Here is a 26,039-nt window from a genome sequence, read left to right as displayed (position 1 = left end):
CGCACGCTGCCAGCAGGAAAGGGTGTATGGTTGCAGAAGGCATGGCATTTTGGAATACAAAGACGCTGGACCAAATGACACCCTCCGAATGGGAGTCTCTGTGCGACGGTTGTGGCCGTTGCTGCCTGCACAAGCTCGAGGACGTGGATACCGGCCTGGTTTTCTACACCCGCATTGCCTGCAGGCTGCTGGATGGCACGACCTGCCGTTGCCGGGACTACAGCCAGCGCAAGGAACTGGTCGGTGACTGTCTGGTGCTCGAAGCCGGAGATTCTGCAACTTTCAAGTGGCTACCGCGCAGCTGCGCCTACCGGATGGTTGCGGAAGGCAGGCCGCTGGAATGGTGGCATCCGCTCGTTTCCGGCTCGCCCGAGACGGTACAGCGGGCAGGTATCTCGGTGGCAGGACGCACGCTGCCAGAGGATAGCGTACACCCGGAAGCCTTCGAGGATTACATCATCAGCTGGATAGACTTGTGACCGTCAATGCTCACGCGTGGCGTGAAACTCGATGTCGGGCCACTTTTCCATCGCCAGTTCCAGATTCACGCGTGTTGGCGCAATATAGACCAGCCCCCCACCCTGATCCTCGGCAAGGTTCTCGTAGGCCTTCTCCCGGAAGCGCTCCTCCATGACACCATCCTTGCATTCCACCCAACGCGCGGTGGCTACCGAAACCGACTCGAATGCGCAGTCAACGCCGTATTCGTCCTTGAGCCGGTGGGCCACGACGTCGAACTGCAGGATACCGACTGCTCCCAGTATCAGGTCATTGTTCTTTAACGGGCGGAACAGCTGCGTGGCGCCTTCCTCGCACAGCTGGTCGAGGCCTTTCTGCAGCGCCTTCATGCGCAGCGGGTCCCGCAGCACGGCCCGCCTGAACAGTTCCGGGGCAAAACTCGGGATGCCTGTGAACTTCAGGTCTTCGCCCTGGGTGAAGGTATCCCCGATCCGGATGGTACCGTGGTTGTGCAGCCCGATGATGTCACCGGCAAAGGCTTCATCGACATGATCGCGATCTGACGCGAGAAAAGTCAGCGCATTGGATACCTGCACATCCCGCCCGATCCGGACGTGATGCATTTTCATACCCTTGGTATAGCGGCCGGAACAGATCCTGAGAAACGCGATTCGGTCGCGGTGTGCGGGATCCATATTCGCCTGGATCTTGAATACGAAACCGGTGAAACGATCTTCGTCGGGCTCCACCTTGCGCGTTGTGGTCTGGCGCGGCAACGGACCTGGCGCGGTCGCGACGAAGTGATCGAGCAGCTCATCCACGCCGAAATTGTTGATGGCGGACCCGAAGAAAACTGGTGTCAGTTCGCCAGCCAGGTAGGCCACCTGATCGAAGGCATGACTGGCACCGCGCACGAGTTCGATCTCGTCGCGCAGCTCCTGCGCCAGATCCCCCAGTACCTCGTCCAGGAGGGGATTGTCCAGTCCGTTGATTTTTCTGGACTCCTGTCGCTGTGCGTTCTTGCCCGGCTCATAGAGGTGCACGGCATCGTTGAGCATGTGATAAATACCCCTGAGCCGCTTGCCCATCCCGATCGGCCAGGTAACAGGCGCGCACCGGATATTCAGGATCTCCTCGATCTCGTCGAGCAGTTCGATCGGCTCGCGGCCCTCGCGGTCGAGCTTGTTGATAAAGGTGCAGATTGGTGTATCACGCAAACGGCACACCTCCATCAGCTTGATGGTGCGCGCCTCCACGCCCTTGGCACAGTCGATCACCATCATCGCCGAATCGACCGCGGTCAGCACGCGGTAGGTGTCCTCGGAAAAATCCTCGTGCCCCGGGGTGTCCAGCAGGTTGACCATGGCATCACGGTAGGGGAACTGCATGACGGAGGAGGTCACGGATATGCCGCGCTGCTTTTCCAGCTCCATCCAGTCGGACGTGGCATGCCGCGCAGCCTTGCGTCCCTTGACCGTGCCGGCAAGCTGAATGGCGCCGCCGAACAGCAGCAGCTTCTCGGTCAGGGTGGTCTTGCCTGCGTCCGGATGGGAAATGATAGCAAACGTGCGACGCCGCGCCGTCTCGGTACTTTGCCTGGCCATGGGAACGTGAAACCGGGGTAATTCTCGATGGGCTATTCTAGCCGATCGACCGCGTATTGGGGAGAATTCAAAGCGTCCTGGCCAGGATCAGGGCATCCTCCCTGCCCTCGTGCAGCGGATAATAGGCCCTGCGCGCACCAAGCTCGTTGAAACCCTCCGATTCATATAATCTGCGCGCAAGCTGGTTCGATACCCGCACTTCCAGGAACATGATCTCGGCATCATGACGACGCGCAATGGACACGAGGTGCCTCAGCATCTTGCGCCCGGTCCCCCGCCCCCGCGCAGCTTCCCGTACACACAGGTTCAGCAGGTGCGACTCGCCGACCGCGACCGAGATGATGCCGTAGCCCACGATGACGCCGCCGCGGGTACACACCCAGCAGCTGTAGCCGGCATGCAGGCAATCGCCGAAGATCGACCTCGACCACGGAAAGGGATAGCTCTGGCGCTCGATCTCGATGACATCATCGAGATCCTCTTCCCGCATGGGGCGGAATTCGAGGGCAGGTTCCCTGAGAATGGCACTCATACCGACGCTCGCCCCCTATCGTTGCGACCCAGCCGCGGACAGATCGGATTCGCTGTAAACCCGTAGCGCAAATTGCAGATCATCCCACACCTTCCTCTTCTCCAGCGGTGAACGCAGCAAATACGCCGGGTGATATGTCACGACCAGAGGAATCCCCCGCGCTCCGTAGCTGTGCCTGCTGCCGCGCAGCCGACCGACACTCAGGTCCGTCTGCAGCAGGTTCTGCGCCGCGATGCCACCCAGTGCGAGAATGATCCGCGGACGCACCAGTGCGATCTGGCGCTGCAGGTAGTCCTGGCAGCAGGCAACCTCCTGTGGCAAGGGGTTACGGTTACCCGGTGGCCGGCATTTCAGGATATTGGCGATATAGACCTGGTCGCGGCGCATGCCGGCGGCATACAGCATCTCGTTCAGCAGCTGGCCGGCGCGCCCCACGAAAGGCTCGCCCTGGCGGTCTTCATCCGCACCCGGCGCCTCGCCGATCAGCATCCAATCGGCATTCCTGTCGCCGGTACCGAATACCGTCCGCGTGCGCGTCTCGTGCAGCGCACAGCGGGTACAGCCGGCGACCTCCGCCCGCAGGGCATCCCAGCTGGCGCCGCCATCCGCGACCGCCGCCCGCCGCGGCGCCGGCTCAGCGTTAACGGGCGGCGGCGGTGCACGCACGACCCAGCGCTGGATACCCAGCGCTTCCAGGTAGGCGTTGCGCAGTTCTGCTCCCATCCCGCCGTTCCTAGACATCGCCCAGTTGCGGATGGGCGCGCTCGTTGGGCAGAATGATCTTGTTGAGTGCATTGATGTAGGCCTTGGCGGATGCGATGACAATATCGGTATCCGCACCCTGGCCATTCACGATGCGTCCGCCCTTCTGCAGGCGCACGGTTACCTCGCCCTGCGAGTCGGTACCGCTGGTAATATTGTTGACCGAGTAAAGCTGCAACTCGGTACCGCTGTTGATAAGCGCCTCGATCGCCTTGAACGATGCATCAACCGGCCCACTACCGGTACCCTCGGCAGGTTTTTCCTCGCCATCGACCCACAGGGTCAGACGCGCGTGCGGCGTCTCGCCCGTCTCGGAGCAAACCCGCAGCGCGACCAGCTTGAGCCAGTCGTTTTCCGATTCCAGCCCCGACTCGGTCACCAGCGCCTGCAGGTCCTCGTCGAAGATCTCGTGCTTCTTGTCGGCGAGTTCCTTGAAGCGGGCGAACGCATTGTTCAGGTCTTCTTCGGCCTCGAACTCAATGCCGAGTTCATGCAGGCGGGTGCGGAATGCATTGCGACCCGAGTGCTTGCCGAGCACGATCCGGTTGGCTGTCCAGCCGACATCCTGGGCACGCATGATCTCGTAGGTCTCGCGGCTCTTCAGCACCCCGTCCTGGTGTATCCCAGACTCGTGCGCAAAGGCATTGGCGCCGACGATGGCCTTGTTCGGCTGCACTGCGAAGCCCGTGATGCCCGAAACCAGCCGCGAGCAGGTCATGATCTGGGAGGTATCGAGGCCGGTTTGGCACTGAAACACATCCTGGCGGGTCTGCACGGCCATGACCACTTCCTCGAGCGCGGCATTGCCGGCACGTTCGCCCAGACCGTTGATGGTGCATTCCACCTGGCGCGCCCCGTTGAGTACGGCGGAAAGGGAATTACCGACCGCCAGACCGAGGTCATTGTGGCAATGCACCGAGAACACGGCCTTGTCGGAATTGGGCACCCGTTCGATCAGCGTCCGGATCAGTTCGCCGAACTGGTGCGGCAGGTTGTAACCGACCGTATCCGGAATGTTGATGGTCCGGGCACCGGCATCGATCACGGCCTCGATGACACGGCACAGAAAATCCGTCTCCGAACGACCGGCGTCTTCCGGGGAAAACTCGACGTTGTCCGTATAGCGCAGGGCATGCCTGACGGCGCGCACGGCCTGTTCGATGACCTGATCCGGCTGCATGCGCAGCTTCATCTGCATGTGTATGGGCGATGTGGCGATGAAGGTATGGATGCGCGCGGACGCGGCCGGTTGCAGCGCCTCGCCGGCCCGGTCAATGTCCTTTTCCAGCGCGCGCGCCAGGCCACACACGGTGCTGCCGGAGACCGCGCGGGCGACGGCCTGCACGGATTCGAAATCCCCGGGACTGGCGATGGGAAAGCCGGCCTCGATGACATCGACGCGCATGCGCTCCAGCGCCTTGGCGATACGCACCTTCTCGTCCCTGGTCATCGATGCGCCAGGGCTCTGCTCGCCGTCGCGCAAGGTGGTATCGAAAATGATCAATTTGTCTTTGCTGCTCATAATCCTGCTCCCTCGGACACCCGCCTGCTGCAGGGGGTGTCGGAACCGGTTTGCGCCAGCATAGCAAAACTGCCGTTAGCTGCGGCTGGCTGGATAGACTCGGGTTGCGTTTGGCCTCGCCAGGCAAGGGAATTATCTGCCCGAAGGCAGCAGTCGCAGGAAGGACAGCAGCACTGACCTGCGCCGCACGGCGGGCCGGTCGTTACCTGTGCTGAAAATTGCGCAACTCATGGTCCAAGACTAAAGGCAAACAGGCCCGTTTTGCAAGCCCCTAGTCCTGCCCCTGCTGCTCACCCCGCCGCCTGGCCCGGCGCCGGTTGCGGATACCGATCAAGGTGTAGACGATCCCGGAGATCGCATAGATCAGGAAACCCGCGAACAGCACCTTGGGCGGGTCGATGGACGCAAAGGCATAGATCAGCACCACCAGCAGCAGGGCTACCACCGGCACCCGGTTCTTCAGGTTGAACTCCTTGAAACTGAAATACCGGATATTGCTTACCATGAGCATGCCGGTCGCGATCGTAAGCACGAACACGGGATAGACCAGATCCCTGCCGTCGATTCCCAGGTCGGTGGCTGCCCAAACCAGCCCGGCCTGGACCCCGGCTGCGGACGGGCTCGGCAGACCACGGAAATATTTCTTCTCGGCGGTGCTCACCTGGGCATTGAAGCGGGCCAGCCGCAGCGCCGCGCTGGCAGTGTAGATGAACGCCGCGAGCCAGCCGAGCTTGGCCCAGCCGACACTCTTCATGAAATGCAGCGACCATTCGTACATGACCAGCGCCGGTGCGAGCCCGAAGCAGACCATGTCCGAGAGGCTGTCGTACTGTACGCCGAACTCGCTCTGGGTATTGGTCAGCCGCGCCACGCGGCCGTCGATCCCGTCCATGATCATGGCCACGAAGATGGCGACGGCCGCCGGTTCGAAGCGGTTGTTCATTGCCGCGACAATTGCATAAAAGCCGGCGAACAGGCCGGCGGTGGTGATCATGTTCGGCAACAGATAGATGCCACGGTGTCTCCGCTCAACGGATTCGTCCTCGGCGAGATCTTCGGGCTCCCTGTCCATGTCAGTTGTGTACCAGTTTCGCGATGACATCGGCGCCGGCATGTACGGCGTTGCCGGCGGACACCTGAGGCCTGCTGTTCTCCGGCAGGTACATGTCCACACGCCCGCCAAGATGCACAAAACCACACCGCTTGCCCTGCCCTACCCGGTCGCCGATACGAATATAGCAGCGCGGCTTGTTATGCAGTCGCCCCCTGTTCATGACCAGCACAATATCATCGCCTTCGTCGGTTTGCAGCCAGACACCGTGCGGCGACTGATCGCCGCGGGGGTTGTTCGGCGGCTCCATCACCTTGCCGGATATGGGACTGCGCGTGGTGTAGACGCCTGCGGCATTCATTTCGATGGACACCTTCAGACTCGCCCTGTGCAGGTACGGATCCTCGGCCTTTTCGATCTCCACGACCCGGCCGTCCGCCGGGCTGAGCACGGACAACGGAATGGACGGTATATCCCGCTCCGGATCACGGAACAACACCAGTATCAGCAGCGCCAGCACCCAGAACGGCAACGATTCCGGCAGGCCGATGAAGTGCAGCACGAGCACGCCGGCCAGCGTCGCCACCAGCAGGGGCACCAGACCCTGGCGCGAGATCAATGTATTGCGATTCACGCCCAGTTACCCGAACGCCCGGTCATGGCTGTCGCGCGGTGACGGACTAGTTGACGCTCTTGTCGACGATCTTGCCTTCGTTGATCCAGGACATCATCCCGCGCAGCCGGTCACCGACGATCTCGATCGGATGTTCACGCCCTAGCCGGCGCTTGGCCTTGAGCGTCGCGGCGCCGGCCTGATTTTCGAGAATGAATTCGCGCGCGAACTCGCCGTTCTGTATCTCGTCGAGAATGCGCCGCATCTCGCGCTTGGTCTCGGCGGTCACCACCCGCGGGCCGCGCGTCAGGTCACCGTATTCCGCCGTATTGGAGATCGAGTAGCGCATGTTCGCTATGCCGCCCTCGTACATCAGGTCAACGATCAGCTTGAGTTCGTGCAGACACTCGAAATAAGCCATCTCGGGCGCGTATCCCGCCTCCGTCAGGGTCTCGAAGCCCGCCTGCACCAGCGCGGTGGCGCCACCGCACAGCACGGCCTGTTCGCCGAACAGGTCGGTCTCCGTCTCCTCCCTGAAGCTGGTCTCGATGATACCGGCCCGGCCGCCGCCGTTGGCGGAGGCATACGACAGCGCGATGTCGCGCGAACGACCGCTGGCATCCTGGTAGACCGCGATCAGACTCGGGACACCGGCACCGGCCTTGTAGGTGGAACGCACCAGATGACCCGGCCCTTTCGGTGCGATCATGATGACATCGAGATCGGCGCGCGGCTCAATCTGCTGGTAGTGGATGTTGAAACCGTGCGCGAACGCCAGCGCCGCACCCTGCTTGATGTTCGGGGCGATGACATCGCGGTACAACCGCGCCTGGTGCTCGTCCGGCGCCAGCACCATGACCACGTCGGCACCCTTGACCGCTTCCTCCAGCGGCCTGACGGTGATGCCGGACTTCTTCGCCTTGGCCTCGGAAATCGAGCCGGACCGCAGCCCCACGGTCACGTCGACGCCGGAATCCTTCAGGTTGTTGGCATGTGCATGCCCCTGCGATCCGTATCCGATAATGGTCACCTTCAACCCGCGGATGATGGAAAGGTCAGCGTCTTTGTCGTAATAGATGTTCATGGTCGATACCTGCCCTGTTGCCTGTCGTCGATGTCATACGGCGACATCATGAATTGAGTAAACCGTCCGCCGCTACCGGTCAGAGTTTGAGCGAACGGTCGCCGCGCCCGATCCCGGATACACCGGAACGCACCACTTCTATGATTACCCCCGGGTCGAGCGCCTGCACGAAGGCATCCAGCTTGTCCCCTGCGCCGGTCATCTCGATGGTGTAGGTTTCCGGGGTCACGTCGATTATGCGCCCGCGGAAGATATCCGACATCCGTTTCAGCTCGTTGCGCTTCTCGCCCGTCGCCCGCACCTTGATGAGCATCATCTCGCGCTCGATATGCGGCCCGTCGGTCATGTCCATAAGCTTGACCACGTCGATCAGCTTGTTGAGCTGCTTCGTGATCTGCTCGATGATCTCGTCGGTGCCACGGGTAACCAGCGTCATGCGCGACAACGAGGGATCCTCGGTCGGCGCCACGGTGAGCGACTCGATATTATAGCCGCGCGCCGAGAACAGGCCGGCCACGCGCGACAGCGCACCGGCCTCGTTTTCCATCAGGATTGAAATGATGTGGCGCATGTTAGGGCCTGTTCACACTAGATCAATATCATTTCGTTCTGGCCGCCGCCGGCCGGGATCATCGGGTAGACATTCTCTTCCCGGTCAGTGAGAAAATCCAGGAACACAAGGCGGTCCTTCTGCCGCATCGCCTCGACCAGGGCACCCTCCACGTCTTCGGGCCGGGTTACCTGGATGCCTACATGGCCATAGCTCTCCGCGAGCTTCACGAAGTCCGGCAGGGACTCCATGTAGGACATGGCGTAGCGCTTCTGGTAGAAGAATTCCTGCCACTGGCGCACCATGCCCAGGTAGCCGTTGTTTAGATTGACGATCTTGATCGGCAGCGCGTACTGCCGACAGGTGGACAGTTCCTGGATGCACATCTGGATACTGCCCTCTCCGGTGATGCAGGCGACGGTACTGTCGGGATGGGCGAGCTGCACGCCCATGGCCGCCGGCAGACCGAAGCCCATGGTGCCCAGGCCGCCGGAGTTGATCCAGCGCCGTGGCTGGTCGAACTTGTAGAACTGCGCGGCCCACATCTGGTGCTGCCCCACATCGGAGGTGATGAAGGCATCCCCTGCGGTCACCTGGTAGAGCGTCTCGATCACGTACTGCGGCTTGATACGGTCACTGTCGCGGTCGTAGCGCAGGCAGTCGCGCGAGCGCCATTCGTCGATCTGCTGCCACCAGGCCGCCAGCGCACCGGCATCCGGCTTCTGGCCGCTGTTGCCGAGTTCGGTCAGCATGGCCTTGAGCACATTGTCGACGCCACCCACGATGGGGATGTCCACCTTGACGTTTTTGGAAATACTGGCTGGGTCGATGTCGACGTGCACTATCCGCGCCTGCGGACAGAACTTTTCCACGTTACCGGTCACGCGGTCATCGAAGCGGGCCCCGATTGCGATCAGCACGTCGCAGTGGTGCATGGCCATGTTGGCCTCGTAAGTGCCGTGCATGCCCAGCATGCCGACGAACTGCCGGTCCGTTGCCGGGTAACCGCCCAACCCCATCAGGGTGTTGGTCACCGGGAAGTCGAGTGCCCGTGCAAGCTGCGTCAGGGATGCCGCGGCATCGCTGAGTATCACGCCACCCCCCGTGTAGATCATGGGGCGCTTCGCATCCAGCATCAGGCTGACGGCACGCTTGATCTGCCCGATGTGCCCGGCATGCACGGGGTTATAGGAACGCATGTGCACCTTGTCGGGATAGTGGTACTCAGCCTTCTGCGCCGTGATGTCCTTGGGAATGTCCACCACCACGGGGCCCGGCCGGCCGGTGGTTGCGACATAGAAGGCCTTCTTGATGGTCTCCGCGAGCTTGCTCACATCCTTCACCAGGAAGTTGTGTTTCACGCAGGGGCGCGTGATGCCGATGTTGTCGGCTTCCTGAAAGGCGTCATTGCCGATGAGGTGTGTCGGCACCTGGCCGGTGAACACCACCATCGGTATCGAGTCCATGTAGGCGGTGGCGATACCGGTCACCGCATTGGTCGCCCCCGGTCCGGAGGTTACCAGCACCACGCCTGGCTTGCCGGTCGAGCGTGCATAACCGTCGGCGGCGTGAGTGGCGGCCTGTTCGTGACGCACCAGGATGTGATTGACCTTGTCCTGCACGTACAGGGCATCGTAGATGTGCAGCACCGCACCACCGGGGTAGCCGAAGACATACTCGACCCCCTCGTCCTGCAGCGAACGCACAAATATTTCCGCACCCGTCAATTCCACCTGCGACTCCCGCCACCTGCCCTAGGGCCTTGTGATTGCGTAAAAAAAAGCCCGCTAGACGGGCAGCCCTGTCACCTGCTGAAAACGGGAAAAGTACTGATAATCAAGGCAAAGGTCAAGGGATTCCGGGCGCTGCCGATAGTATCCGGGTGCCGGTCTCGGTATGACACCCAGAGTGTGAACGGTAGGCTTGTTCCGGCACGAACTTAACCATAGTATCCGTACAGATTTGATCTACAGGGACCTAGCCATGACCTTTGCTCGCCTGCCTGTCTTTTCACGCAACAAATTGATTTATATGTTTTTTACGGGAGCACTGCTGCTACTGGGGAACCCGGCAGGTGCAGAAGTCTACAAGTGGCACAATGAAAATAACGAGGTGCAGTACACCCAGATGCCGCCGCCGCCGGGCATCGAGTATGTCGTGATCCAGACCGCCGAACATGCCGCGGCGCTGCAGGCCGGCGGTACGAACGGGGCGGCCGAGCAACCCGCAGAGCCGGACGCGGCCGCGACAGATGCCGCCCGCGCCAAGTCGGAATACGAGGCCGAGGTCGCACGGATCTCCAAGGAAAACTGCCGGATCGCCAAAAACAATCTGGCCCAGCTCAACCTCGGCGGCCACCTGCGCTACCGCAACGAGAAAGGCGACTACGTCAACATGAGCGAGGAAGAGCGCCAGAAGCGCATCGCCGAGGCCAACCAGCAGGTCGAACAGTTCTGCGGCAAAGACAGCGAGTAATGCCCTTTCTCAGAATTCAGGTCAATACCGTATTGACTCCCGGCCAGGCCAAGACGCTCGCGGCCAGGGCCTCGACGGTGGTCGCCGGGCAGCTCGGCAAGCCGGAGCGCTATGTCATGGTCTCGGTCGAGCACAATCCCGCCATGCAGTTTGCGGGAACGGATGCCCCGCTGGCCTATCTCGAACTCAAGAGCATCGGGTTGCCCGAATCTGTCACGGCGGATGCATCCCGCGTGCTGTGCGAACTGGTCAGCGACGCCACCGCGATCGACCCGGAGCGCATCTATATCGAGTTCACCGATGCACCGCGCCGGATGTGGGGCTGGAACGGCGGCACGTTCTGATGCGACTGGCCTGGTTGCTGCTGCTACTGGCTGCCGGCACTGGCCTCTGGTTCTACACCCACCCTGAATCGGTGCGCCAGGTACGGACCCTGCTGCCGTATCACCCCTTCCCCCCGAAAACCGAGCGCCTGTACAAGTGGCGTAACGCACGCGGCGAGTGGCAGGTGACTGACACCCAGCCCCCGCCGGGCACCGCCTACGAAACCCTCGATATCCGCGCCGACGTCAATGTCCTGCCGGTACCGCCGCAACTGGAGCATGACCGCTGACTCGTACAAAGCCGGCAGGACCGCTACAATCGTCAGCCTGTCAAACCACACGACCCTGTCACCATGCGCCTGTCCCAGTTTCCCCTCTCCACCCTGAAAGAAACTCCGGCCGATGCCGAGGTCGTCAGCCATCAGCTCATGCTGCGAGCCGGCATGCTGCGCAAACAGGCCGCAGGTGTCTACAGCTGGCTGCCGCTCGGCCTGCGAGTCCTGCGCAAGGTAGAGGCGATCGTACGCGAGGAAATGGACCGTGCGGGCGCACTGGAACTGCTGATGCCGGCCGTGCAACCGGCCGAACTCTGGCAGGAATCCGGGCGCTGGGACAAATACGGGCCGGAACTGCTGCGCATCACCGACCGTCACCAGCGTGATTTCTGCTTCGGGCCGACCCACGAGGAGGTCATCACCGACATCGCACGCCGCGAGCTGCGCAGCTACCGGCAGCTGCCAGTCAACTACTACCAGATCCAGACCAAGTTTCGCGACGAGATCCGGCCGCGCTTCGGGGTCATGCGGGCGCGCGAATTCCTCATGAAGGACGCCTACTCCTTTCACGCCGACCAGGCGTCGCTCGAGGAAACCTACCAGCTGATGTACGAAACCTACTCGCGCATCTTCACCCGTACCGGCTTGAAATTCCGCGCCGTGCGCGCCGACAGCGGCGCCATCGGCGGCAGCGTATCGCAGGAATTCCACGTCCTGGCGGACTCCGGCGAAGACGCGATCGCCTTCTCCACGGACAGCGATTTCGCCGGTAACGTCGAGACCGTGCCGGCGCCGCCGGCCGCGGTGCCGGTACCGGCCGCGACCGCGGCCATGACCCAGGTGGACACCCCCGGCGTGCACAGCATCGCCGAGGTCTGCGCCTTTCTGGGTGTCCGTCCCGACCAGTGCGTCAAGACCCTGATCGTCAGGGGCAGCGAGGACGAGGTGGTCGCACTGGTGCTGCGCGGAGACCACGAACTCAATGCCATCAAGGCAGAGAAGCACCCGGCCATTCAGGCCCCGCTGGAATTCGCTGCCGACGCGCGGATCCGTGCGGCGACCGGCTGTCCGAGCGGCTCGCTGGGGCCGGTCGGGCTGCGCATCCCCGTGCTCGTCGACCATGCCGCCGCTCAACTGGCTGACTTCGTCTGTGGCGCCAATACCGAGGGCCGCCACCTGCGCGGGGTCAACTGGGGCCGCGACCTGCCGGCACCGGAATCCGTCGACCTGCGCAACGTGGTCGCGGGCGACCCCAGCCCCGACGGCAAGGGCATGCTGGTCATCGCGCGCGGCATCGAGGTGGGACATATCTTCCAGCTCGGCACGAAATACAGCGAGGCCATGAAGGCATCCGTGCTGGATGAACAGGGCAAGGAAATCCCGATGGTGATGGGCTGCTACGGCATCGGCGTCTCGCGCATCGTCGCCGCCGCCATCGAGCAGAATCACGATGAGCAGGGCATCATCTGGCCCGACGCCATCGCGCCTTACCAGGTCGCGCTGTTACCGATGAACATGAAGAAATCCCAGCGCGTGCGCGAGGCCGCCGAGGCCCTCTACAGCGAACTGCAGCAGGCGGGTTTCGAGGTCCTCCTGGACGACCGCCCGGTACGCCCCGGTGTGATGTTCTCCGACATGGAACTCATCGGAATCCCGCATCGCATCGTGGTGGGCGAGAAGAATCTCGACCGGGATATGCTGGAATACAAATCGCGGCGCGACAGCGACAGTCGTGACATCCCGCGCGGCGAAATCATCGCCTTCCTGCAGGGTCAACTGCTGCTGAACTGAGCCGTTAACACCGGGTATGCTGCCGCACACGCCATACACCAGCCGATACCTGCTTGCCGCCGCCCTGGCGGGCCTGCTGCTGTGCGCGACACCGGCCAGGCCGGCGACCCAGGAGCGACCGGACGCGGAAATGCGCCAGTTGCTGATCGACGCGATCAGTTCCAGCGACAGTTTCACCGATCGCTTCGATGCGGAGGTCTGGCTCACCGACATGTCCAATCGACTGGCATCCCGCGTCGACAACCCGCAGGAGCGCCTGGACATCCTCAAACAGGTGCACTACGAAGCCAGGCGCGCCAGGTTGGACCCGGAACTGGTACTGGCACTCATCACGGTGGAAAGCAATTTCGACCGGTTCGCAATTTCCACGGCCGGCGCCCAGGGCATAATGCAGATCATGCCATTCTGGCTGGACGAAATCGGCAAGCCGAATGACAATCTGTTCGACATCGCGACCAACCTGCGCTTCGGCTGCACCATCCTCAGCATTTACCTGCAGCGCGAAAAGGGCAACATGCACAAGGCGCTGGCGCGCTACAACGGCAGCGTCGGCAAGCACTGGTACCCGCGCCGCGTGTTCAAGGCGCTGCGGACCATCTGGTATCATCAGTAGCAGCTGTACCCTAATTCCACGCGCGCCGCGTGATCGGCCGCAAACCTTTGGGATCGGGCTGATTTCGCAACTGGCCGTGTTGCGGCGCACGCATGTCGCCACGACTACACCTCGCTCGCCGCGCCCTGCCAGGCGCAAGCAATCGCCACAGCCGCGCGGAACTACGCCTCAGGTCCTGATCACCGAGACGCGAATCGCGGACGAACAGCGGGCCGCACTGCGTGCGTGGCTGTGGCCGACCGGCCCGGCATCGCGTCCGCAACGTGGCTGCGGTCGGAACGCGTGCATTTTCCCTGGCCTGGTAACCACCCTCTCGGGTAGCATGGGGCACGCCATGACCGAAGCCAGTCACCAGGAACAGGATCATCGTACCCGCACCGGCGCCCCTGGCGCTGCCGGTGCCGCGCAGCCGGATTCGGATCGTACCGCTCACGCTGCGCGAACCATCCCGGTCGCCGGCTTTCCGCCGATCCCAGGCGCCTTCCTGCTATCGCTGCTCCTGCTGTCGGGATGCGTTGCCACGGGCACCAGCAGCCTGTATGTGTACGGCTACGACAAGCACTTCGAACCGACTCCCAGAACCAATGAGGGCAATATGGGTTTCGTTGGGTATTCCCGGGATTACAGCCGCGACAAATGGAATTTCGAGACCGGGATCAGCACCTACGTCGATTCCTACAGCAAGCAGAGCCTGATGGTGTTCTCGAACGTCTCCCACGAGGATTACCGGTATCGCTATTTCACACCGGTTATTTCCCTGAACTGCGCCTACAAGGGTAACAGTTACGAAAAGGACACGATGAAGCTGATTTGCACGCCGCCCGTGAGCCTGCGCTTCGGCGCCGATACCGGACTGTTCGTCAATGTTACACCGGTTCCCAAGGTCGGCAGCCTGACCAACGGCCTGATCAGCGCGCTCATCGGCTACAAGTTCGGCAAACGGTCGCACCCGCGTCCGGCAGTGACAACACAGGAACTCATGCCTTCGACTGCGCCGGTGAACGCCATCCCGTGAGCACCGACCACCAGCAACCGGCAGCATGAACAGCATGGCGCAACCCGCGGCGCCATGGCCGCGCTGCCGGCCGGGCTATGCCGTCGCCGGCAGCATCGCGTTACTGCTCGGCATCACCTTCGGGCGGTTGGCAGAGGACAGCCTGCTCTGGCGTGAACTGCAGAATACCGGGCATACCCTGCTGTTCGGCGTGCTTGCCCTGCTCGTGCTGTGCAGCTATCGCGCCTACGCCAAGCGGTGCACGCGGCGGGGGGTGGCCGATTACCTCGTGGCCGGTGTCGTCTGTCTGACGTGCGGTATTGCAGTCGAGCTGATCCAGGAAGTCACCGGGCGCGATGCCGATGCCATTGATGTGCTGCGCGACCTGGCCGGCATCCTCAGCGCCCTCGGTCTCAGCGCCGCGTTCGACCCCGGGCTCCGCGCCCGGGGGCAGCCGCTGCAGCGGGCATCCCGGCGCCTGGCATTGCTGGTACCGGTTGGCTGCCTGGCCATCGCCAGCATCAGTCCGTTCTGCGTCCTGGCCTGGGCCTATCAGCAACGCGCCCACGCCTTCCCGGTTCTCGCCGATCCCGCCGCGCGCTGGAGCGCACCCTTTCTGGCGCTCAGCCATGCCAGCCTGGACCGGCCGGGGGATAGCATGGCATGCGCTGCAAACGGCAAGGCGGGGCTGGCCAGGCTGCGCCTGGAACCGGTTCGTTATGCCGGATTTTCCATCATCGAACCGCAACCCGACTGGCGTGGACATACGCAGCTGCTGCTCGAGCTCTATTCGATCCAGCCCGAACCGCTCGAACTGAGCATCCGCATCGACGATGCCCGCCATAACCAGGAGCAAACCGATCGCTACAACCGGCGGCTAGCGCTGGCCCCCGGGGAAAACACGATCCACATCCCGCTCTCCGAGGTGCTGCATGCGCCCGCCGAACGCCGGATGGACATGGCGCACATCGCCGGTGTCACGCTGTATATCACCGACACTTCCCGGCCGGTGGTGTTCTGCATGGGTCCGCTGCGTCTGGAATGACGGACTGGGTGCCGGTTCAGCCCGACTCGAACAGCGCGATGGATTCCACGTGGGCGGTATGCGGGAACATGTCCATCACGCCTGCCGCAGCGAGCCGATAACGGTGTTTTCTGACCAGGATGCCGGCATCACGCGCCAGCGAGCCGGGATGACACGACACGTAGACCAGGCGCCGGGGATGGATGTTGCCGATCACGTCGAGCACCGCCGCCGCTCCGCTGCGCGGCGGATCGAGCAGGATCTTGCTGTAGGCCACGCCCGCCCACGCCGCCTGGCGCTGATCACCGTCCAGATCGGCCACATGGAACGAGACGTTGTCCAGACCGTTGCGCCGGGCATTATCGCGCGCCCGGCTGACCAGCCCGGCCTCCCCCTCGATTCCGGTCACGCTGCCTGCCAGGCGTGCCAGCGGCAACGTGAAGTTCCCCAGCCCGCAATACAGGTCGAGGACGCCATCTTCAGGCTCCGGCGCCAGCAACTCCAGCACGCGCGCGACCATGCTGCGGTTGATGGCGTCGTTCACCTGGGTGAAATCGTTCGGCAGGAAGCGCAGTTCGACATCCTGTTCCGGCAGCCGGTAGGTCAGCACGGAATCCGCAGGCGCCAGGGCATGCACACTGTCCGGCCCCGCCGGCTGCAGGTAGACATGGATGCCCTGCACGCGCGCGAAGTCCTGCAGGCGCGCCAGATCGGCAGCGTCCAGCGGTTCCAGGTGGCGGAACACGAGCGCCGTCACCGCCCCGCCCACCGCGACCTCGATCTGCGGTATGCGCGCACGCGCCGCCAGCCCCCCGACCAGCGCGGCCAGGTCTCCTAGACGGGTACCGACCGACGGATGCAGCACCTCGCACCGGGTCAGATCCGCCACATAGGGTGCGCGGCGCTCGCGGAAACCGACCACGACCCGGCCTTTCTTGTTGACGTACTTGACGCCGAGACGCGCCTTGCCGCGATAACCCCAGACCGGACCGGTAAGTGGCGGCAGAACCGTGGCGGGAACGACGCCGCCGAGCCGCTCGAGATTGTCCAGCAAGGTCTGCTGCTTGGCCCGGATCTGCGCCCCGGCCTCAAGGTGCTGGAGACTGCAGCCGCCGCAGACGCCGAAATGCGGACAGCGCGGTTCGACCCGATCCGGGGAAGCCTGCCGGATTGCGGTCACCCTGCCCTCATCGAAGTTGCGATGGGTTGCGAGGTATTCGAAGCCGACCGTCTCGCCGGGCAGTCCGCCCTCGATAAAGACCGCCTTGCCGGCGACATGCGCCACACCGCGACCGTCGTGCGACAGCGATTCGATGGTGACCTGACCAACCGGTTCAGGCAGACGCGGCCTGCGGGTGCGTTTGCTCATGGTTTGATGGCGAAGTCAGCCAGCCAGCCACGGAGCGCACAGGGGATACAGCGAGAATTGCTGTGCAGCGCACTGGCGCCACGAGACGGAATCGCGCCTGGATGCGGCAGCCCGGAGACGATCAACGGGGCGTCTTGCATAGCAAAAGCGGGGGCGGCGGCGCCATGGCAAACCGGCTCATTAAACGCCGCATACCGCAGCAGCGGCGCACGTATCAGCACGCCACAACTCTCGAATAACCGCATCGCCAACCGCTACTGCCACCCCTGCCTCCAGTAGTGCCAGTGATGATCCACAAGCGCAATTCCATGCTGGCCCTGCCGTCATGTTTACCTTGTGCCTTGGCGTCTTTCCACGAGCGGATTTCCTGTACTCAGGCATACCGCCAGTTTGCGAGAAACTCGTGCAGATGCGGCTTGTCCATCGCCACCAGTTCCTCGCGCACCCGCTCGCACTCCTTGCCGTACTGCGTCGCGCTCAGGTGGCCGCGTATGAGTTCGAAGCGCTGATATACGAGGTAGGTATTCAGCACATCGGTTTCACAGTAGTTGCGAATACCCTCGATATCACCGCCCAGGTAGCTGTCCCAGACATGCGCGCCACTCATGCCCATCTTGCCGGGAAATCCCAGCAGGGTCGCGATCTCGTCGAGCCTGGCGCTGGCCCGCGGCTGATAGCCGGACAGCACGTCCATCAGGTCGGTGTGACGTTCGTGGTAACGGCTGATGTAGTTGTTCCATTTGAAGTCGCCGCCGGTATCCCAGTACCGCGCCGCCACCACGCCATGCAGCAGGCTGCGGTAATGGATGACGGGCAGATCGAAGCCGGAACCGTTCCAGGACACCAGGGTCGGCGTGAACCGGTCGATACCGTCGAAAAAACGCTGCAGCAGTTCCGCCTCCGGTGCATCCGGTTCACCGAGGGACCAGACACGCAAGCGCTCCGGCGTGCGCAGCACTACCGAGATCGCGACGATACGGTGCAGGTGATGGCGCAGGAATTCCGATCCGCCGGTCTCCTCGACGCGTTTGTGATACATCACCCGGCCCACGTCCTTGTCATCCAGGCCATCGAGATCGTACAGGGTGCGGCCCGCCGCCACGTCCGGCACGGTCTCGATATCGAAAACGAATATATTCATGAAAAGACCAATGCCACGGAGCACACGGGGTGAACGATGAATTTTCCCTGTACCCGCGGTGGCGGGATATTTGTCAGCTCACCCTGTCGAATTATTTCTGTTTCCAGGCGCCGCCGGCGGCCTGGTACCACCAGCCGGCACGCGCATTGTCCACCCAGCGCCGTGCAAAGGTGGCGCGGATCTCGCCTTCCCACTCGGGATGGCCGTTCGCCCGGGCCATCTCGGCATACAGGGCGCTGCGGTCACGGTTCTCTTCCGCCACCAGGTTGCGGACGGTGTTGCGTTCCGCCAGCGGCACCAGCTTCTGGTCACGCAGTTCGATCTGTCCGTCCTGCGTCATACCGATCGCGCCGGTGGCGTAGTACGGTGCCAGGGTGCGGTGGCGCGCTTCCATACTCGCCGTCAGCTGGCGGATTGCCGGCGTGTTGACCGAGAGATCCGCGCCGGCCTGGGCCGGAGTCACCAGCCAGTCCAGTACCGCTGCCAGTGCCGCCGGCACCATGTCCGGGGATTCGAGCCGTGACTGCGGCTGCGGTTCCACGGGCGTCTGTTGCGGCGCGGCCGGCGGTGTGGATCCGTAGACATCCTTGATGATCCGGTCAGCCGCCTTTTCCGCCGCCTCGGCCGGGAAATACACATTGATGGTGACGCAGGCGGTGACGAACAGCAGCAGCAACAGTGACATCGGGGCACGCAGTGCGCTCATGGCCATACCTCTCGGTGGATTCTGTATACGCTCACAATGACTAACGGAACGGCAAGCGGGAGGTTAACACGGCAGCGCTCCCACGCCGTCATTGTACGACAACATTCTGCTGCCCGGTGACCGCGATGATCTGCGCCACCAGGCCGTCCCAGTCGACCCGATCCGCATAGCCGATCACATCCAGGCGCGGCGGTATAAATCGGCCCTTGACCAGGTAATAGCCCTGCTCCGCCGGCTCCACCCCGCCCATCTGGCAGATGCCGTTCTCCAGCCGGCAGCGGATCCCGAGCCGGTCGTACGGGAAGTCCTCCAGAAAACGCAGAAAGCTGCGCGACAGCGCGCCGCCGACCCCACCCCCGCCGATATTGGAGATCGTGTCCACCGCCTTCTGGCTGATGCGGTGCCGTGACCTGTCGTCCTCAGGCGTGGCGAAGTCGGCATCGAATGCCACCGGCCGCCAGGATTCCATACGCAGACCCTCGATGCTGCCGTCCAGGCGACCCTCGATGCGACCGAACGCGAAGGTACGGGTGAGCTGTTCCAGATCGATGTTGTCGATGTGCGCATCGACCTGCAGTCGCGGCACCAGCCCCAGCGGGCTGTCGAGCCTGAGGTCGCGCAGGGTGACCACACCGTCGAACACCCGTACCAGCAACACACCGCCCACGACCAGGCTGCCGCCGTCGTAACGTACCGCGGGAATAACCCCCGACAGCTTGCCGCCGAACTCCGGCCAGCCCAGGGCGGCGGTCAGCTGCTGCATTGAGATCGGTGTGAGCAGGCCGTCCACCTGCCAGCGCAGCGGCTGTCCCGTCTCGGCGGCAAGATCGAAACTATCGAGTTGCAGCAAGCCGTCCAGCACCGGTATCTGGGTCGAGCGGACGAGGTGCACGGTATTGCCGCTCGATTCGGTCTCGATCCGGGCTGGCCCCAGCGCGATGCGATAGACATGCCCACCGGTCCAGGACAGCTCGCTGTACTCCGGGTTCCGTCCCGCCGACCAGTCCAGGTTGCCCGCCAGGCCCGTGAAGCCGAATCTGGCATCCTGGTCGTCCAGATCCACATCCTGCAAACGCACGCTTGCCGCGACGGCGGCATTGTCGCGCAGTTCCAGCTGGCCGGACAGGGCGCCGGCCGCCGTCAGGCGCCCGGCCGGCGTTCCGCTGAGCCAGGGCTGCAGGTAGCTGCTGTACAGCGGCCCCAGCGCCGCCTCGCGCACATCGATCCGCAGTGCGCTGATCGTGGGCGCCGCCGCGAATCCGATCCGGCCGTGCGCATTCAGGCGCACACATGCAGGGTGCTGGTATTCGAGCTCGCGCAGCACCAGCTCCTTGTGCCGTGTCAGCCAGTCCAGCCGTGCCGAGACCGTCACCGGCTGCCCTGCAATGGCGACATAGACCGGCTCCGCATAAAAGCCGCCGCGCTCGGCACGCGCGCGCGCGAGCACCCGCCAGCCCGCCGTGATCGTGCTGGCCTGCAGCGTGACGCTCAGGTCAACGTCTTCCCCGGCGATACTGCCGGCGGCGTTGGATATCGCCGCACCCTGTACCCGGGCCTCGATAGTGGCCTGCGCCAGCGCGCTGCCGCGACCGCGCATGCTCGCAGTCAGCGTGAGCCGACCGTCACCCTCCAGCACCGGGACGGCAGCATCCAGCGTAGCGGCCAGCCGGCTGGCTTGCTGCAGCGACAGCTGCCGGCCGTCCAGCACGATCGACCAGTCACCGTCATCATAAGCGGCCGTCAGCGACAGCCGCCCCTCCAGATAACGGATCCCGCGCAGCTCGAGTTCGAGCCGTCCCGTGTCCTGCTGGTATCGGAAACTGGTCGCGAGCTGCTGGTGACCCAGTTGCGAGGAATCTCCAACCAGGGTGCCGGCCGCACAGCGGATGCCGCCGGTATCGAAGCGGAGATCCGGACAGGACAGCGTGACGGCACGCAGCGTGCCGAGGGGTTGCGGCAACTCGGCCCGCGCCGCGGTCAGCGCCATGCCGGACTGTCCGGACTGCGGCCAGTCGGCGTGCAGCATCACGTCATCGAGCGCCCAGCCCGACCCGGCCACACGACCGAGGCGCAGCGCGGCCGTGTCGAGTGCATACCCGGGACCGATCGCGACCGCCAGCAGACCCAGCGCCGCGCACGCGGCGACGACGACCCGTGCACCGGGCATGCGCATTCAGTCGGGAAACACCCCGGTGGAAAGATAGCGGTCGCCGCGGTCGCAGATGATGGCGACGATGATCGCGTCCTCGACCTGCCGCGACAGTGACAGGGCGGCGGCCACCGCACCACCGGAGGAAATCCCGGCAAAGATACCCTCGCGCGCGGCCAGCGCCAGCGTGGTTGCTTCGGCATCGGCCTGGGTCACCTCGATGGTGCGGTCGACGCTCGCCGCATCGAAGATCGCGGGCAGATAGGCCTCCGGCCAGCGGCGAATACCGGGTATCGCGGAGCCCTCCGCAGGCGTCACGCCGACGATCTCGATGGCGGGATTGCGCTCCTTGAGGTAGCGCGACGTGCCCATGATGGTCCCGGTGGTGCCCATGGCACTGACGAAGTGTGTCACGCCGCCCCCGGTATCGCGCCAGATCTCGGGACCGGTACCCTCATAATGCGCGAGCGGATTATCGGGATTGGAGAACTGGTCGAGTACCTTGCCTGCGCCGCGCGCCTCCATGTCCTTGGCCAGATCGCGCGCGCCCTCCATGCTCGCCTCCCGGCTCACCAGCACGATCTCCGCGCCGAACGCCTTCATTACCGCACGCCGCTCCACGCTCATGTGCTCCGGCATGATCAGCACCATGCGATAGCCGCGAATCGCCGCCGCCATGGCCAGGGCGATACCGGTATTGCCGCTGGTCGCCTCGATCAGCGTATCGCCCGGCTGAATTTCCCCGCGTTCCTCGGCATGACGAATCATGCTCAGCGCCGGACGATCCTTCACTGATCCGGCCGGATTGTTGCCCTCGAGTTTCACCAATACGGTGTTGCTGGTCGTACCCGGCAGGCGCTGCAGCCGCACCAGCGGCGTGTTGCCGATTGTCGCTTCGATCGTCGGGAATTCCATCACTCGCTTCCTCGCTGGGGGAGAACAGTATACCCAAGAACCGGCAGTTACTGGCAGGCGGAGTCGGAAGATTCCGACAACCCGTGCCTGGCGTCGGTGCCGTGGATGGCCTAGTCTCAGGAAGTAATGCCGCTGCTCCGGCATGTGTCATACCGGCCGCACCACCCCGATACCGATAACGAGATGAAGACCCTGTACGAGGAAGTGATCGACCTGCTCCGGGACTTGCGTGCCAGCTGGCGACGCCCTGCGTGCCGCATCGTGCACGACCGGCCGGACACCGGAACAGCCGTGCGCACAGCGCCCGGCTGCGCGCCGGAGGATGTGCATATCGATACCCTGGCACGGGAATTCCCGCGCGAGCTGTTTGCCCGCTTGCTGCTGGAACTGCCGCTGCAACGCAGCATGCTGGTCGAGGCCCGTGCCAGTGGCGACCAGCGCCGCCTGCGTGACTGCGTGCACCAGATCCTCGGGGCCGCCGCCTACTGCGAAGCCGAGGAACTGGATCAGGGCCTGCGTGAATTGCGCCATGCGCTCAGGGCGGGTGACAGACGGAGCATCGATGACTGCTACCACCGTGCACTCCGGGCCATCGACAGCACCCTGCGTAACAGCGGTACAGCGGTGGAAGCACTGAAGACGACGTCCGCCGTGCCCCGGCCCCTCAGCAGCGCGCCTGCAACATCAGCGACTTCATCTCCGCCACCGCGGCGGACAGGCCGGTGAACAGCGCTCGGGCGACGATCGCGTGGCCGATGTTGAGTTCGCGTACGTCGGTGAGCGCGGCAATGCGCTGGACGTTGCCATAGTGCAGGCCGTGGCCGGCGTGCACGATCAGACCGGCGCTGACACCCTGCGCCACGGCGGCCTCGATGCGCGCGAATTCCGCCGCCTGTGCCGGCGCATCGACGGCATCGGCGTAATGCCCGGTATGTATCTCGATACAGGGTGCGCCGCACTCGGCAGCGGCGGCGACCTGCGCGGGATCCGCATCGATGAACAGCGACACCCGGACGCCGGACGCCGCCAGCCGGGCACAGGCATCGCGCACCCGCGGCAGCTGACCCGCCACGTCCAGGCCGCCTTCGGTCGTCAGCTCCTCGCGCCGTTCCGGTACCAGGCAGCAATCGGCCGGCCGGATCCGGGAGGCGAATGCCAGCATCTCCTCGGTCACGGCCATCTCCAGGTTCATGCGCGTAACGAGCAGATCCTTCAGCAGGATCACGTCCCGCTCCTGGATGTGGCGCCGGTCCTCGCGCAGGTGCAGCGTAATGCTGTCCGCCCCTGCCTCCTCGGCCACGCGTGCCGCTTCGACGGGATCCGGATACGCAGTGCCACGCGCCTGCCGCAGGGTGGCGACGTGATCGATGTTGACGCCCAAATGCATGCCGAACAGACTCCTCTCAGGTTTGCGGTGCCGGACCGGTACTGCGCGCAGTCGGTCGTGCCAGTGACGCCAGCTGCCGCAACACGGCGCGTGTCTTCAACGGCCGGGCGCCGAGATACAGGTCCAGCGCCGCGCGGGTCAGCGCCTTCACCTCCCGGCATGCCCGCACGTCCTCCAGCGCCTCGGCGTGTAACGCCAGCAGGCTGGCACCGTGCAGGTAGATCCCGTCGCCGGCCGGTGACTCGCGCCGCACCGGGCCGCGCTCGAGCAGGTATTCGTAGCAGGCCGCCGCATCGACCGGCGTACCGCTGGACACGTCATGATCGAGTAGCAGACCGTAACCGAGCGCCGCCAGCAGGTGTTTCTCGAAGCAGCGCAGCGCCTGTTCCTCGTGCAGCGCCAGCCGGTTCAGTGCCAGCTGATAGGCATCGAACAGCGCCGGGTGCGGGTCGTGCCGCGTCGTCAGGCGCAGCAGCAGTTCGTTCAGGTAGCTGGCGCATAGCACGTGGCGACCGGACCAGGCCTGCTGCCCCGGTACGCCTTCCGCATCGATCAGTGTCCCGAGTTCCCCGTGCAGCTGCCAGGACAGCAGCAGGGGCCGCAGGATCTGCAGCTGGTTGCGCCAGCGCCCCTTGCCCGCACGCGCGCCGCGCGCGACCAGTCCCACCCGTCCGTAGGTGCGGCTGAATACCTCGAGCAGCAGGCTCGAATCACGGTAGGGATAATGGTGCAGGACCCAGGCGGGTTCCAGCAAAACCTTGATGCGCTCGGTCATGGTGATATCAGCCGTCCTGATTGTAGCCAAGGCTGTGCAGCGCGCGCTCGTCGTCGGCCCAGCCCTCCTTCACCTTGACCCACAGCTTCAGGTTCACCTGCGTGTCGAGCAGCGCCTCGATGTCGCGGCGGGCCTGCTGGCCGACCTCCTTGAGCAGCGCGCCCTGGCGGCCGATGACGATCGATTTCTGGCTCTGCCGCTCCACCCAGATCAGCGCATGGATATGGGTGACGCGGGCCTCGCGCCGGAATGCCTCCACTTCCACCGTCAGGCCGTAGGGCAGTTCGCGGGCGAGCTTGCGGAACAGTTTTTCGCGGATCAGTTCGGCGACCAGGAAACGCTCCGACCGGTCGGTGACCTGATCTTCCGGGTAATAGGGCGCCCCGACAGGCAGACGCGCCTCGATGGCAGCTTCCAGCGCCGCGATATTGGTGCCCTTGGCGGCCGAGACCGGGATGATCGCGGCGAAATCGTGCCGCCACGAGAGCGCTTCCAGCTCCGGCAGCAACAAGGCACGGTCCGGCAGCCGGTCGATCTTGTTGACGGCGACGATGACCGGGGCGCCCAGGCCCGCGAGTTTTTTCAGCACCAGCTCGTCGTCGGGCAACCAGCGGCCGGCCTCGACGACGAAGACCACGACGTCGACGTCCTGCAGGACCGTGCTGGCAGTACGGTTCAGATGCCGGTTCATGGCGCGTCCGGCATAGTCGTGGATACCGGGGGTATCGACATAGATCAGTTGCGCATGCGCCACGGTCTTGATGCCGAGTATACTGTGGCGCGTGGTCTGCGGACGGCGCGAGGTGATGCTGATCTTCTGCCCCAGAATCCGGTTCAGCAGCGTGGACTTGCCGACGTTGGGCCGGCCGATCAGCGCGATATAGCCGCAATGGAATTCCCCGGTCATGGTTCAGGCCGACTCCAGCCGCGCCAGCATCCGTGCCGCGGCATCCTGCTCAGCCTGCCGGCGGCTGCCGCCCTCGCCCTCGGCCGGCGCATCACCGTCGACAGCGCATTGCACCCGGAACAGCTGCGCATGCGCCTCGCCGGTGATACTGAGCACGTCGTAGGACGGCAGCGGCCGGCGCCGGGCCTGCAGGAATTCCTGCAGCCGCGTCTTGGGATCCTTGAGTACAGCCGTCTCGGTCAGACCCTGCAGCCTGGCTGCGAACAGCGTCAGGATGCAGTGCCGGCAGGTGGCGAAATCGCTGTCCAGGTAGATGGCACCGAATACGGCTTCCAGGGCGTCTGACGTGATGGAATCGCGGCGGTGCCCGCCGCTCTTGCGCTCGCCGGGCCCCAGCCGCAGGTGCTGGCCGAGCTCCAGGCCGCGGGCGATCTCGGCCAGCGACTCGCGCCTCACCAGCGTGGCGCGCAGACGGCTCAGCCGCCCCTCGCTGGCTGCGGGAAAACGCTGATACAGCTCACCGGCGATCACGCTGCCGAGCAGGGCATCGCCGAGAAATTCCAGACGTTCGTTGTTCCTGCTGCCGGCGCTACGATGGGTGAGCGCCTGCTGGAACAGCGCGCTGTCGGTGAAGGTGTAACCCAGGCGCTGTTCGAGCCGCTCCAGTGACTGTATCAATGCTTGCGGACCAGTACCTGTTTGTCGAAGGACATCACCACGGCTACGTTGCCGAACAGGTGCTCCACGGCATCGTACTGGGCGCGGACGATGTAATTCTGGCCGGAGGATTTGATGCTCACGTCCTTGGGCAGGATCACGTTGACATAGCTGATATCGAAGCGGCGTCCGAGCAGGTCCCTGATCTCGGCCGGCGAACTGAAGCCGGATTCCTCCTCCAGCGACTCCAGCGTCGACACGATCTTGTAGTACTCGAGGTAGGAAGGGACCATCTTGAGGGTAATCAGCACGAAAAAGCCGATCAGGCCGAGCACGATCAGCCAGCCGATGCCCGTCATAC

Annotated in this window: 28 protein-coding genes; 9 read left to right on the top strand and 19 right to left on the bottom strand. The window is 64.0% G+C overall.

Annotated elements, in window-relative coordinates; translation table 11 throughout:
* Positions 1–26 precede the first annotated feature (26 nt).
* Entirely contained in the window at positions 27–479 is a 453-nt protein-coding gene (locus R3F42_06575) for a YcgN family cysteine cluster protein (protein ID MEZ5541692.1), read from the top strand.
* 3 nt (positions 480–482) lie between these two features.
* Here the strand turns inward: R3F42_06575 and R3F42_06570 are convergent, their stop codons facing one another.
* The 9 genes from R3F42_06570 to R3F42_06530 form a co-directional block, all read right to left on the bottom strand.
* Positions 483–2,063 (bottom strand): peptide chain release factor 3, encoded by a 1,581-nt coding sequence (locus R3F42_06570; protein ID MEZ5541691.1) that lies wholly within the window; start codon positions 2,061–2,063, stop codon positions 483–485.
* Between the two features lie 67 nt (positions 2,064–2,130).
* On the bottom strand, positions 2,131–2,595 hold the full coding sequence (gene rimI, locus R3F42_06565) for a ribosomal protein S18-alanine N-acetyltransferase (protein ID MEZ5541690.1): 465 nt from the start codon (positions 2,593–2,595) through the stop codon (positions 2,131–2,133).
* Between the two features lie 15 nt (positions 2,596–2,610).
* Complete coding sequence (locus tag R3F42_06560; protein ID MEZ5541689.1) at positions 2,611–3,318, bottom strand: uracil-DNA glycosylase; 708 nt, start codon at positions 3,316–3,318, stop codon at positions 2,611–2,613.
* Positions 3,319–3,328: 10 nt separating this feature from the next.
* Entirely contained in the window at positions 3,329–4,879 is a 1,551-nt protein-coding gene (locus tag R3F42_06555) for a 2-isopropylmalate synthase (protein ID MEZ5541688.1), read from the bottom strand.
* A 271-nt stretch (positions 4,880–5,150) separates the two neighbouring features.
* Positions 5,151–5,951 carry a CDP-diacylglycerol--serine O-phosphatidyltransferase gene (pssA, locus tag R3F42_06550; GenBank protein ID MEZ5541687.1) on the bottom strand — a complete coding sequence of 267 codons (801 nt, stop codon included), beginning with the start codon at positions 5,949–5,951 and terminating at the stop codon, positions 5,151–5,153.
* Position 5,952: 1 nt separating this feature from the next.
* Positions 5,953–6,564: a phosphatidylserine decarboxylase gene (locus R3F42_06545; protein MEZ5541686.1), complete on the bottom strand. Its 612-nt coding sequence runs from the start codon at positions 6,562–6,564 to the stop codon at positions 5,953–5,955.
* A gap of 46 nt (positions 6,565–6,610) precedes the next feature.
* Positions 6,611–7,627: a ketol-acid reductoisomerase gene (gene ilvC / locus R3F42_06540; protein ID MEZ5541685.1), complete on the bottom strand. Its 1,017-nt coding sequence runs from the start codon at positions 7,625–7,627 to the stop codon at positions 6,611–6,613.
* Between the two features lie 79 nt (positions 7,628–7,706).
* Positions 7,707–8,198 carry an acetolactate synthase small subunit gene (ilvN, locus tag R3F42_06535; GenBank protein ID MEZ5541684.1) on the bottom strand — a complete coding sequence of 164 codons (492 nt, stop codon included), beginning with the start codon at positions 8,196–8,198 and terminating at the stop codon, positions 7,707–7,709.
* Between the two features lie 17 nt (positions 8,199–8,215).
* A complete protein-coding gene (locus R3F42_06530; protein ID MEZ5541683.1) occupies positions 8,216–9,910 on the bottom strand; it encodes an acetolactate synthase 3 large subunit in 1,695 nt (564 codons plus the stop codon).
* A gap of 298 nt (positions 9,911–10,208) precedes the next feature.
* Between R3F42_06530 and R3F42_06525 the strand changes: the two genes are divergently transcribed.
* From R3F42_06525 to R3F42_06495, 7 genes are all read left to right on the top strand, one after another.
* Positions 10,209–10,652 (top strand): DUF4124 domain-containing protein, encoded by a 444-nt coding sequence (locus R3F42_06525; GenBank protein MEZ5541682.1) that lies wholly within the window; start codon positions 10,209–10,211, stop codon positions 10,650–10,652.
* Positions 10,652–10,996, top strand: coding sequence for a phenylpyruvate tautomerase MIF-related protein (locus R3F42_06520; protein ID MEZ5541681.1), 345 nt, complete (start codon positions 10,652–10,654; stop codon positions 10,994–10,996). Before R3F42_06525 ends, R3F42_06520 begins: the two co-directional genes overlap by 1 nt.
* Complete coding sequence (locus tag R3F42_06515; protein MEZ5541680.1) at positions 10,996–11,265, top strand: hypothetical protein; 270 nt, start codon at positions 10,996–10,998, stop codon at positions 11,263–11,265. The genes R3F42_06520 and R3F42_06515 overlap by 1 nt, the downstream gene beginning before the upstream one ends.
* 63 nt (positions 11,266–11,328) lie before the next feature.
* Positions 11,329–13,041, top strand: coding sequence for a proline--tRNA ligase (locus R3F42_06510; protein MEZ5541679.1), 1,713 nt, complete (start codon positions 11,329–11,331; stop codon positions 13,039–13,041).
* A gap of 16 nt (positions 13,042–13,057) precedes the next feature.
* Positions 13,058–13,654, top strand: coding sequence for a lytic transglycosylase domain-containing protein (locus R3F42_06505; protein ID MEZ5541678.1), 597 nt, complete (start codon positions 13,058–13,060; stop codon positions 13,652–13,654).
* 334 nt (positions 13,655–13,988) lie between these two features.
* Positions 13,989–14,669 carry a hypothetical protein gene (locus tag R3F42_06500; protein ID MEZ5541677.1) on the top strand — a complete coding sequence of 227 codons (681 nt, stop codon included), beginning with the start codon at positions 13,989–13,991 and terminating at the stop codon, positions 14,667–14,669.
* A gap of 25 nt (positions 14,670–14,694) precedes the next feature.
* Positions 14,695–15,693, top strand: coding sequence for a VanZ family protein (locus R3F42_06495; GenBank protein MEZ5541676.1), 999 nt, complete (start codon positions 14,695–14,697; stop codon positions 15,691–15,693).
* 16 nt (positions 15,694–15,709) lie between these two features.
* On the opposite strand, the gene rlmD is transcribed toward R3F42_06495, so the two are convergent.
* From rlmD to cysM, 5 genes are all read right to left on the bottom strand, one after another.
* A complete protein-coding gene (rlmD, locus tag R3F42_06490) occupies positions 15,710–17,041 on the bottom strand; it encodes a 23S rRNA (uracil(1939)-C(5))-methyltransferase RlmD (GenBank protein ID MEZ5541675.1) in 1,332 nt (443 codons plus the stop codon).
* A gap of 373 nt (positions 17,042–17,414) precedes the next feature.
* Entirely contained in the window at positions 17,415–18,182 is a 768-nt protein-coding gene (locus R3F42_06485) for a 3'-5' exonuclease (GenBank protein MEZ5541674.1), read from the bottom strand.
* A gap of 91 nt (positions 18,183–18,273) precedes the next feature.
* Complete coding sequence (locus R3F42_06480) at positions 18,274–18,888, bottom strand: YdbL family protein (GenBank protein MEZ5541673.1); 615 nt, start codon at positions 18,886–18,888, stop codon at positions 18,274–18,276.
* A gap of 88 nt (positions 18,889–18,976) precedes the next feature.
* Positions 18,977–21,055 carry a hypothetical protein gene (locus R3F42_06475; protein ID MEZ5541672.1) on the bottom strand — a complete coding sequence of 693 codons (2,079 nt, stop codon included), beginning with the start codon at positions 21,053–21,055 and terminating at the stop codon, positions 18,977–18,979.
* 6 nt (positions 21,056–21,061) lie between these two features.
* A complete protein-coding gene (gene cysM, locus R3F42_06470) occupies positions 21,062–21,952 on the bottom strand; it encodes a cysteine synthase CysM (GenBank protein ID MEZ5541671.1) in 891 nt (296 codons plus the stop codon).
* A gap of 126 nt (positions 21,953–22,078) precedes the next feature.
* Between cysM and R3F42_06465 the strand changes: the two genes are divergently transcribed.
* Positions 22,079–22,678, top strand: coding sequence for a hypothetical protein (locus tag R3F42_06465; GenBank protein MEZ5541670.1), 600 nt, complete (start codon positions 22,079–22,081; stop codon positions 22,676–22,678).
* Here R3F42_06465 and pdxJ read toward each other — a convergent pair.
* The 5 genes from pdxJ to R3F42_06440 are packed head-to-tail and all read right to left on the bottom strand — an operon-like array spanning position 22,617 to position 26,037.
* Positions 22,617–23,339, bottom strand: coding sequence for a pyridoxine 5'-phosphate synthase (gene pdxJ, locus R3F42_06460; protein MEZ5541669.1), 723 nt, complete (start codon positions 23,337–23,339; stop codon positions 22,617–22,619). The genes R3F42_06465 and pdxJ overlap by 62 nt on opposite strands.
* A gap of 16 nt (positions 23,340–23,355) precedes the next feature.
* On the bottom strand, positions 23,356–24,114 hold the full coding sequence (gene recO, locus R3F42_06455; protein ID MEZ5541668.1) for a DNA repair protein RecO: 759 nt from the start codon (positions 24,112–24,114) through the stop codon (positions 23,356–23,358).
* A gap of 7 nt (positions 24,115–24,121) precedes the next feature.
* Entirely contained in the window at positions 24,122–25,021 is a 900-nt protein-coding gene (gene era, locus R3F42_06450; GenBank protein ID MEZ5541667.1) for a GTPase Era, read from the bottom strand.
* Positions 25,022–25,024: 3 nt separating this feature from the next.
* Positions 25,025–25,699: a ribonuclease III gene (rnc, locus tag R3F42_06445; GenBank protein ID MEZ5541666.1), complete on the bottom strand. Its 675-nt coding sequence runs from the start codon at positions 25,697–25,699 to the stop codon at positions 25,025–25,027.
* On the bottom strand, positions 25,696–26,037 hold the full coding sequence (locus R3F42_06440) for a DUF4845 domain-containing protein (protein MEZ5541665.1): 342 nt from the start codon (positions 26,035–26,037) through the stop codon (positions 25,696–25,698). Before R3F42_06440 ends, rnc begins: the two co-directional genes overlap by 4 nt.
* Positions 26,038–26,039: the final 2 nt, after the last annotated feature.

It is taken from the genome of Pseudomonadota bacterium (genome assembly GCA_041395565.1).
GTDB lineage: Bacteria > Pseudomonadota > Gammaproteobacteria > UBA9214 > UBA9214 > UBA9214.
Note: the sequence above shows the minus strand (reverse complement) of the source record. Positions and strands in the feature narration are given on the sequence as shown.

Excerpts from the sequence above, each read along its gene's own strand:
- R3F42_06575 (MEZ5541692.1), top strand. The coding sequence starts at position 27 with ATGGTTGCAGAAGGCATGGCATTTTGGAATACAAAGACGCTGGACCAA.
- R3F42_06570 (MEZ5541691.1), bottom strand. The coding sequence starts at position 2,063 with ATGGCCAGGCAAAGTACCGAGACGGCGCGGCGTCGCACGTTTGCTATC.
- rimI (MEZ5541690.1), bottom strand. The coding sequence starts at position 2,595 with ATGAGTGCCATTCTCAGGGAACCTGCCCTCGAATTCCGCCCCATGCGG.
- R3F42_06560 (MEZ5541689.1), bottom strand. The coding sequence starts at position 3,318 with ATGGGAGCAGAACTGCGCAACGCCTACCTGGAAGCGCTGGGTATCCAG.
- R3F42_06555 (MEZ5541688.1), bottom strand. The coding sequence starts at position 4,879 with ATGAGCAGCAAAGACAAATTGATCATTTTCGATACCACCTTGCGCGAC.
- pssA (MEZ5541687.1), bottom strand. The coding sequence starts at position 5,951 with ATGGACAGGGAGCCCGAAGATCTCGCCGAGGACGAATCCGTTGAGCGG.
- ilvC (MEZ5541685.1), bottom strand. The coding sequence starts at position 7,627 with ATGAACATCTATTACGACAAAGACGCTGACCTTTCCATCATCCGCGGG.
- ilvN (MEZ5541684.1), bottom strand. The coding sequence starts at position 8,198 with ATGCGCCACATCATTTCAATCCTGATGGAAAACGAGGCCGGTGCGCTG.
- R3F42_06525 (MEZ5541682.1), top strand. The coding sequence starts at position 10,209 with ATGTTTTTTACGGGAGCACTGCTGCTACTGGGGAACCCGGCAGGTGCA.
- R3F42_06520 (MEZ5541681.1), top strand. The coding sequence starts at position 10,652 with ATGCCCTTTCTCAGAATTCAGGTCAATACCGTATTGACTCCCGGCCAG.
- R3F42_06515 (MEZ5541680.1), top strand. The coding sequence starts at position 10,996 with ATGCGACTGGCCTGGTTGCTGCTGCTACTGGCTGCCGGCACTGGCCTC.
- R3F42_06510 (MEZ5541679.1), top strand. The coding sequence starts at position 11,329 with ATGCGCCTGTCCCAGTTTCCCCTCTCCACCCTGAAAGAAACTCCGGCC.
- R3F42_06505 (MEZ5541678.1), top strand. The coding sequence starts at position 13,058 with ATGCTGCCGCACACGCCATACACCAGCCGATACCTGCTTGCCGCCGCC.
- R3F42_06500 (MEZ5541677.1), top strand. The coding sequence starts at position 13,989 with ATGACCGAAGCCAGTCACCAGGAACAGGATCATCGTACCCGCACCGGC.
- R3F42_06495 (MEZ5541676.1), top strand. The coding sequence starts at position 14,695 with ATGAACAGCATGGCGCAACCCGCGGCGCCATGGCCGCGCTGCCGGCCG.
- rlmD (MEZ5541675.1), bottom strand. The coding sequence starts at position 17,041 with ATGAGCAAACGCACCCGCAGGCCGCGTCTGCCTGAACCGGTTGGTCAG.
- R3F42_06485 (MEZ5541674.1), bottom strand. The coding sequence starts at position 18,182 with ATGAATATATTCGTTTTCGATATCGAGACCGTGCCGGACGTGGCGGCG.
- R3F42_06480 (MEZ5541673.1), bottom strand. The coding sequence starts at position 18,888 with ATGAGCGCACTGCGTGCCCCGATGTCACTGTTGCTGCTGCTGTTCGTC.
- R3F42_06475 (MEZ5541672.1), bottom strand. The coding sequence starts at position 21,055 with ATGCCCGGTGCACGGGTCGTCGTCGCCGCGTGCGCGGCGCTGGGTCTG.
- cysM (MEZ5541671.1), bottom strand. The coding sequence starts at position 21,952 with ATGGAATTCCCGACGATCGAAGCGACAATCGGCAACACGCCGCTGGTG.
- R3F42_06465 (MEZ5541670.1), top strand. The coding sequence starts at position 22,079 with ATGCCGCTGCTCCGGCATGTGTCATACCGGCCGCACCACCCCGATACC.
- pdxJ (MEZ5541669.1), bottom strand. The coding sequence starts at position 23,339 with ATGCATTTGGGCGTCAACATCGATCACGTCGCCACCCTGCGGCAGGCG.
- recO (MEZ5541668.1), bottom strand. The coding sequence starts at position 24,114 with ATGACCGAGCGCATCAAGGTTTTGCTGGAACCCGCCTGGGTCCTGCAC.
- era (MEZ5541667.1), bottom strand. The coding sequence starts at position 25,021 with ATGACCGGGGAATTCCATTGCGGCTATATCGCGCTGATCGGCCGGCCC.
- R3F42_06440 (MEZ5541665.1), bottom strand. The coding sequence starts at position 26,037 with ATGACGGGCATCGGCTGGCTGATCGTGCTCGGCCTGATCGGCTTTTTC.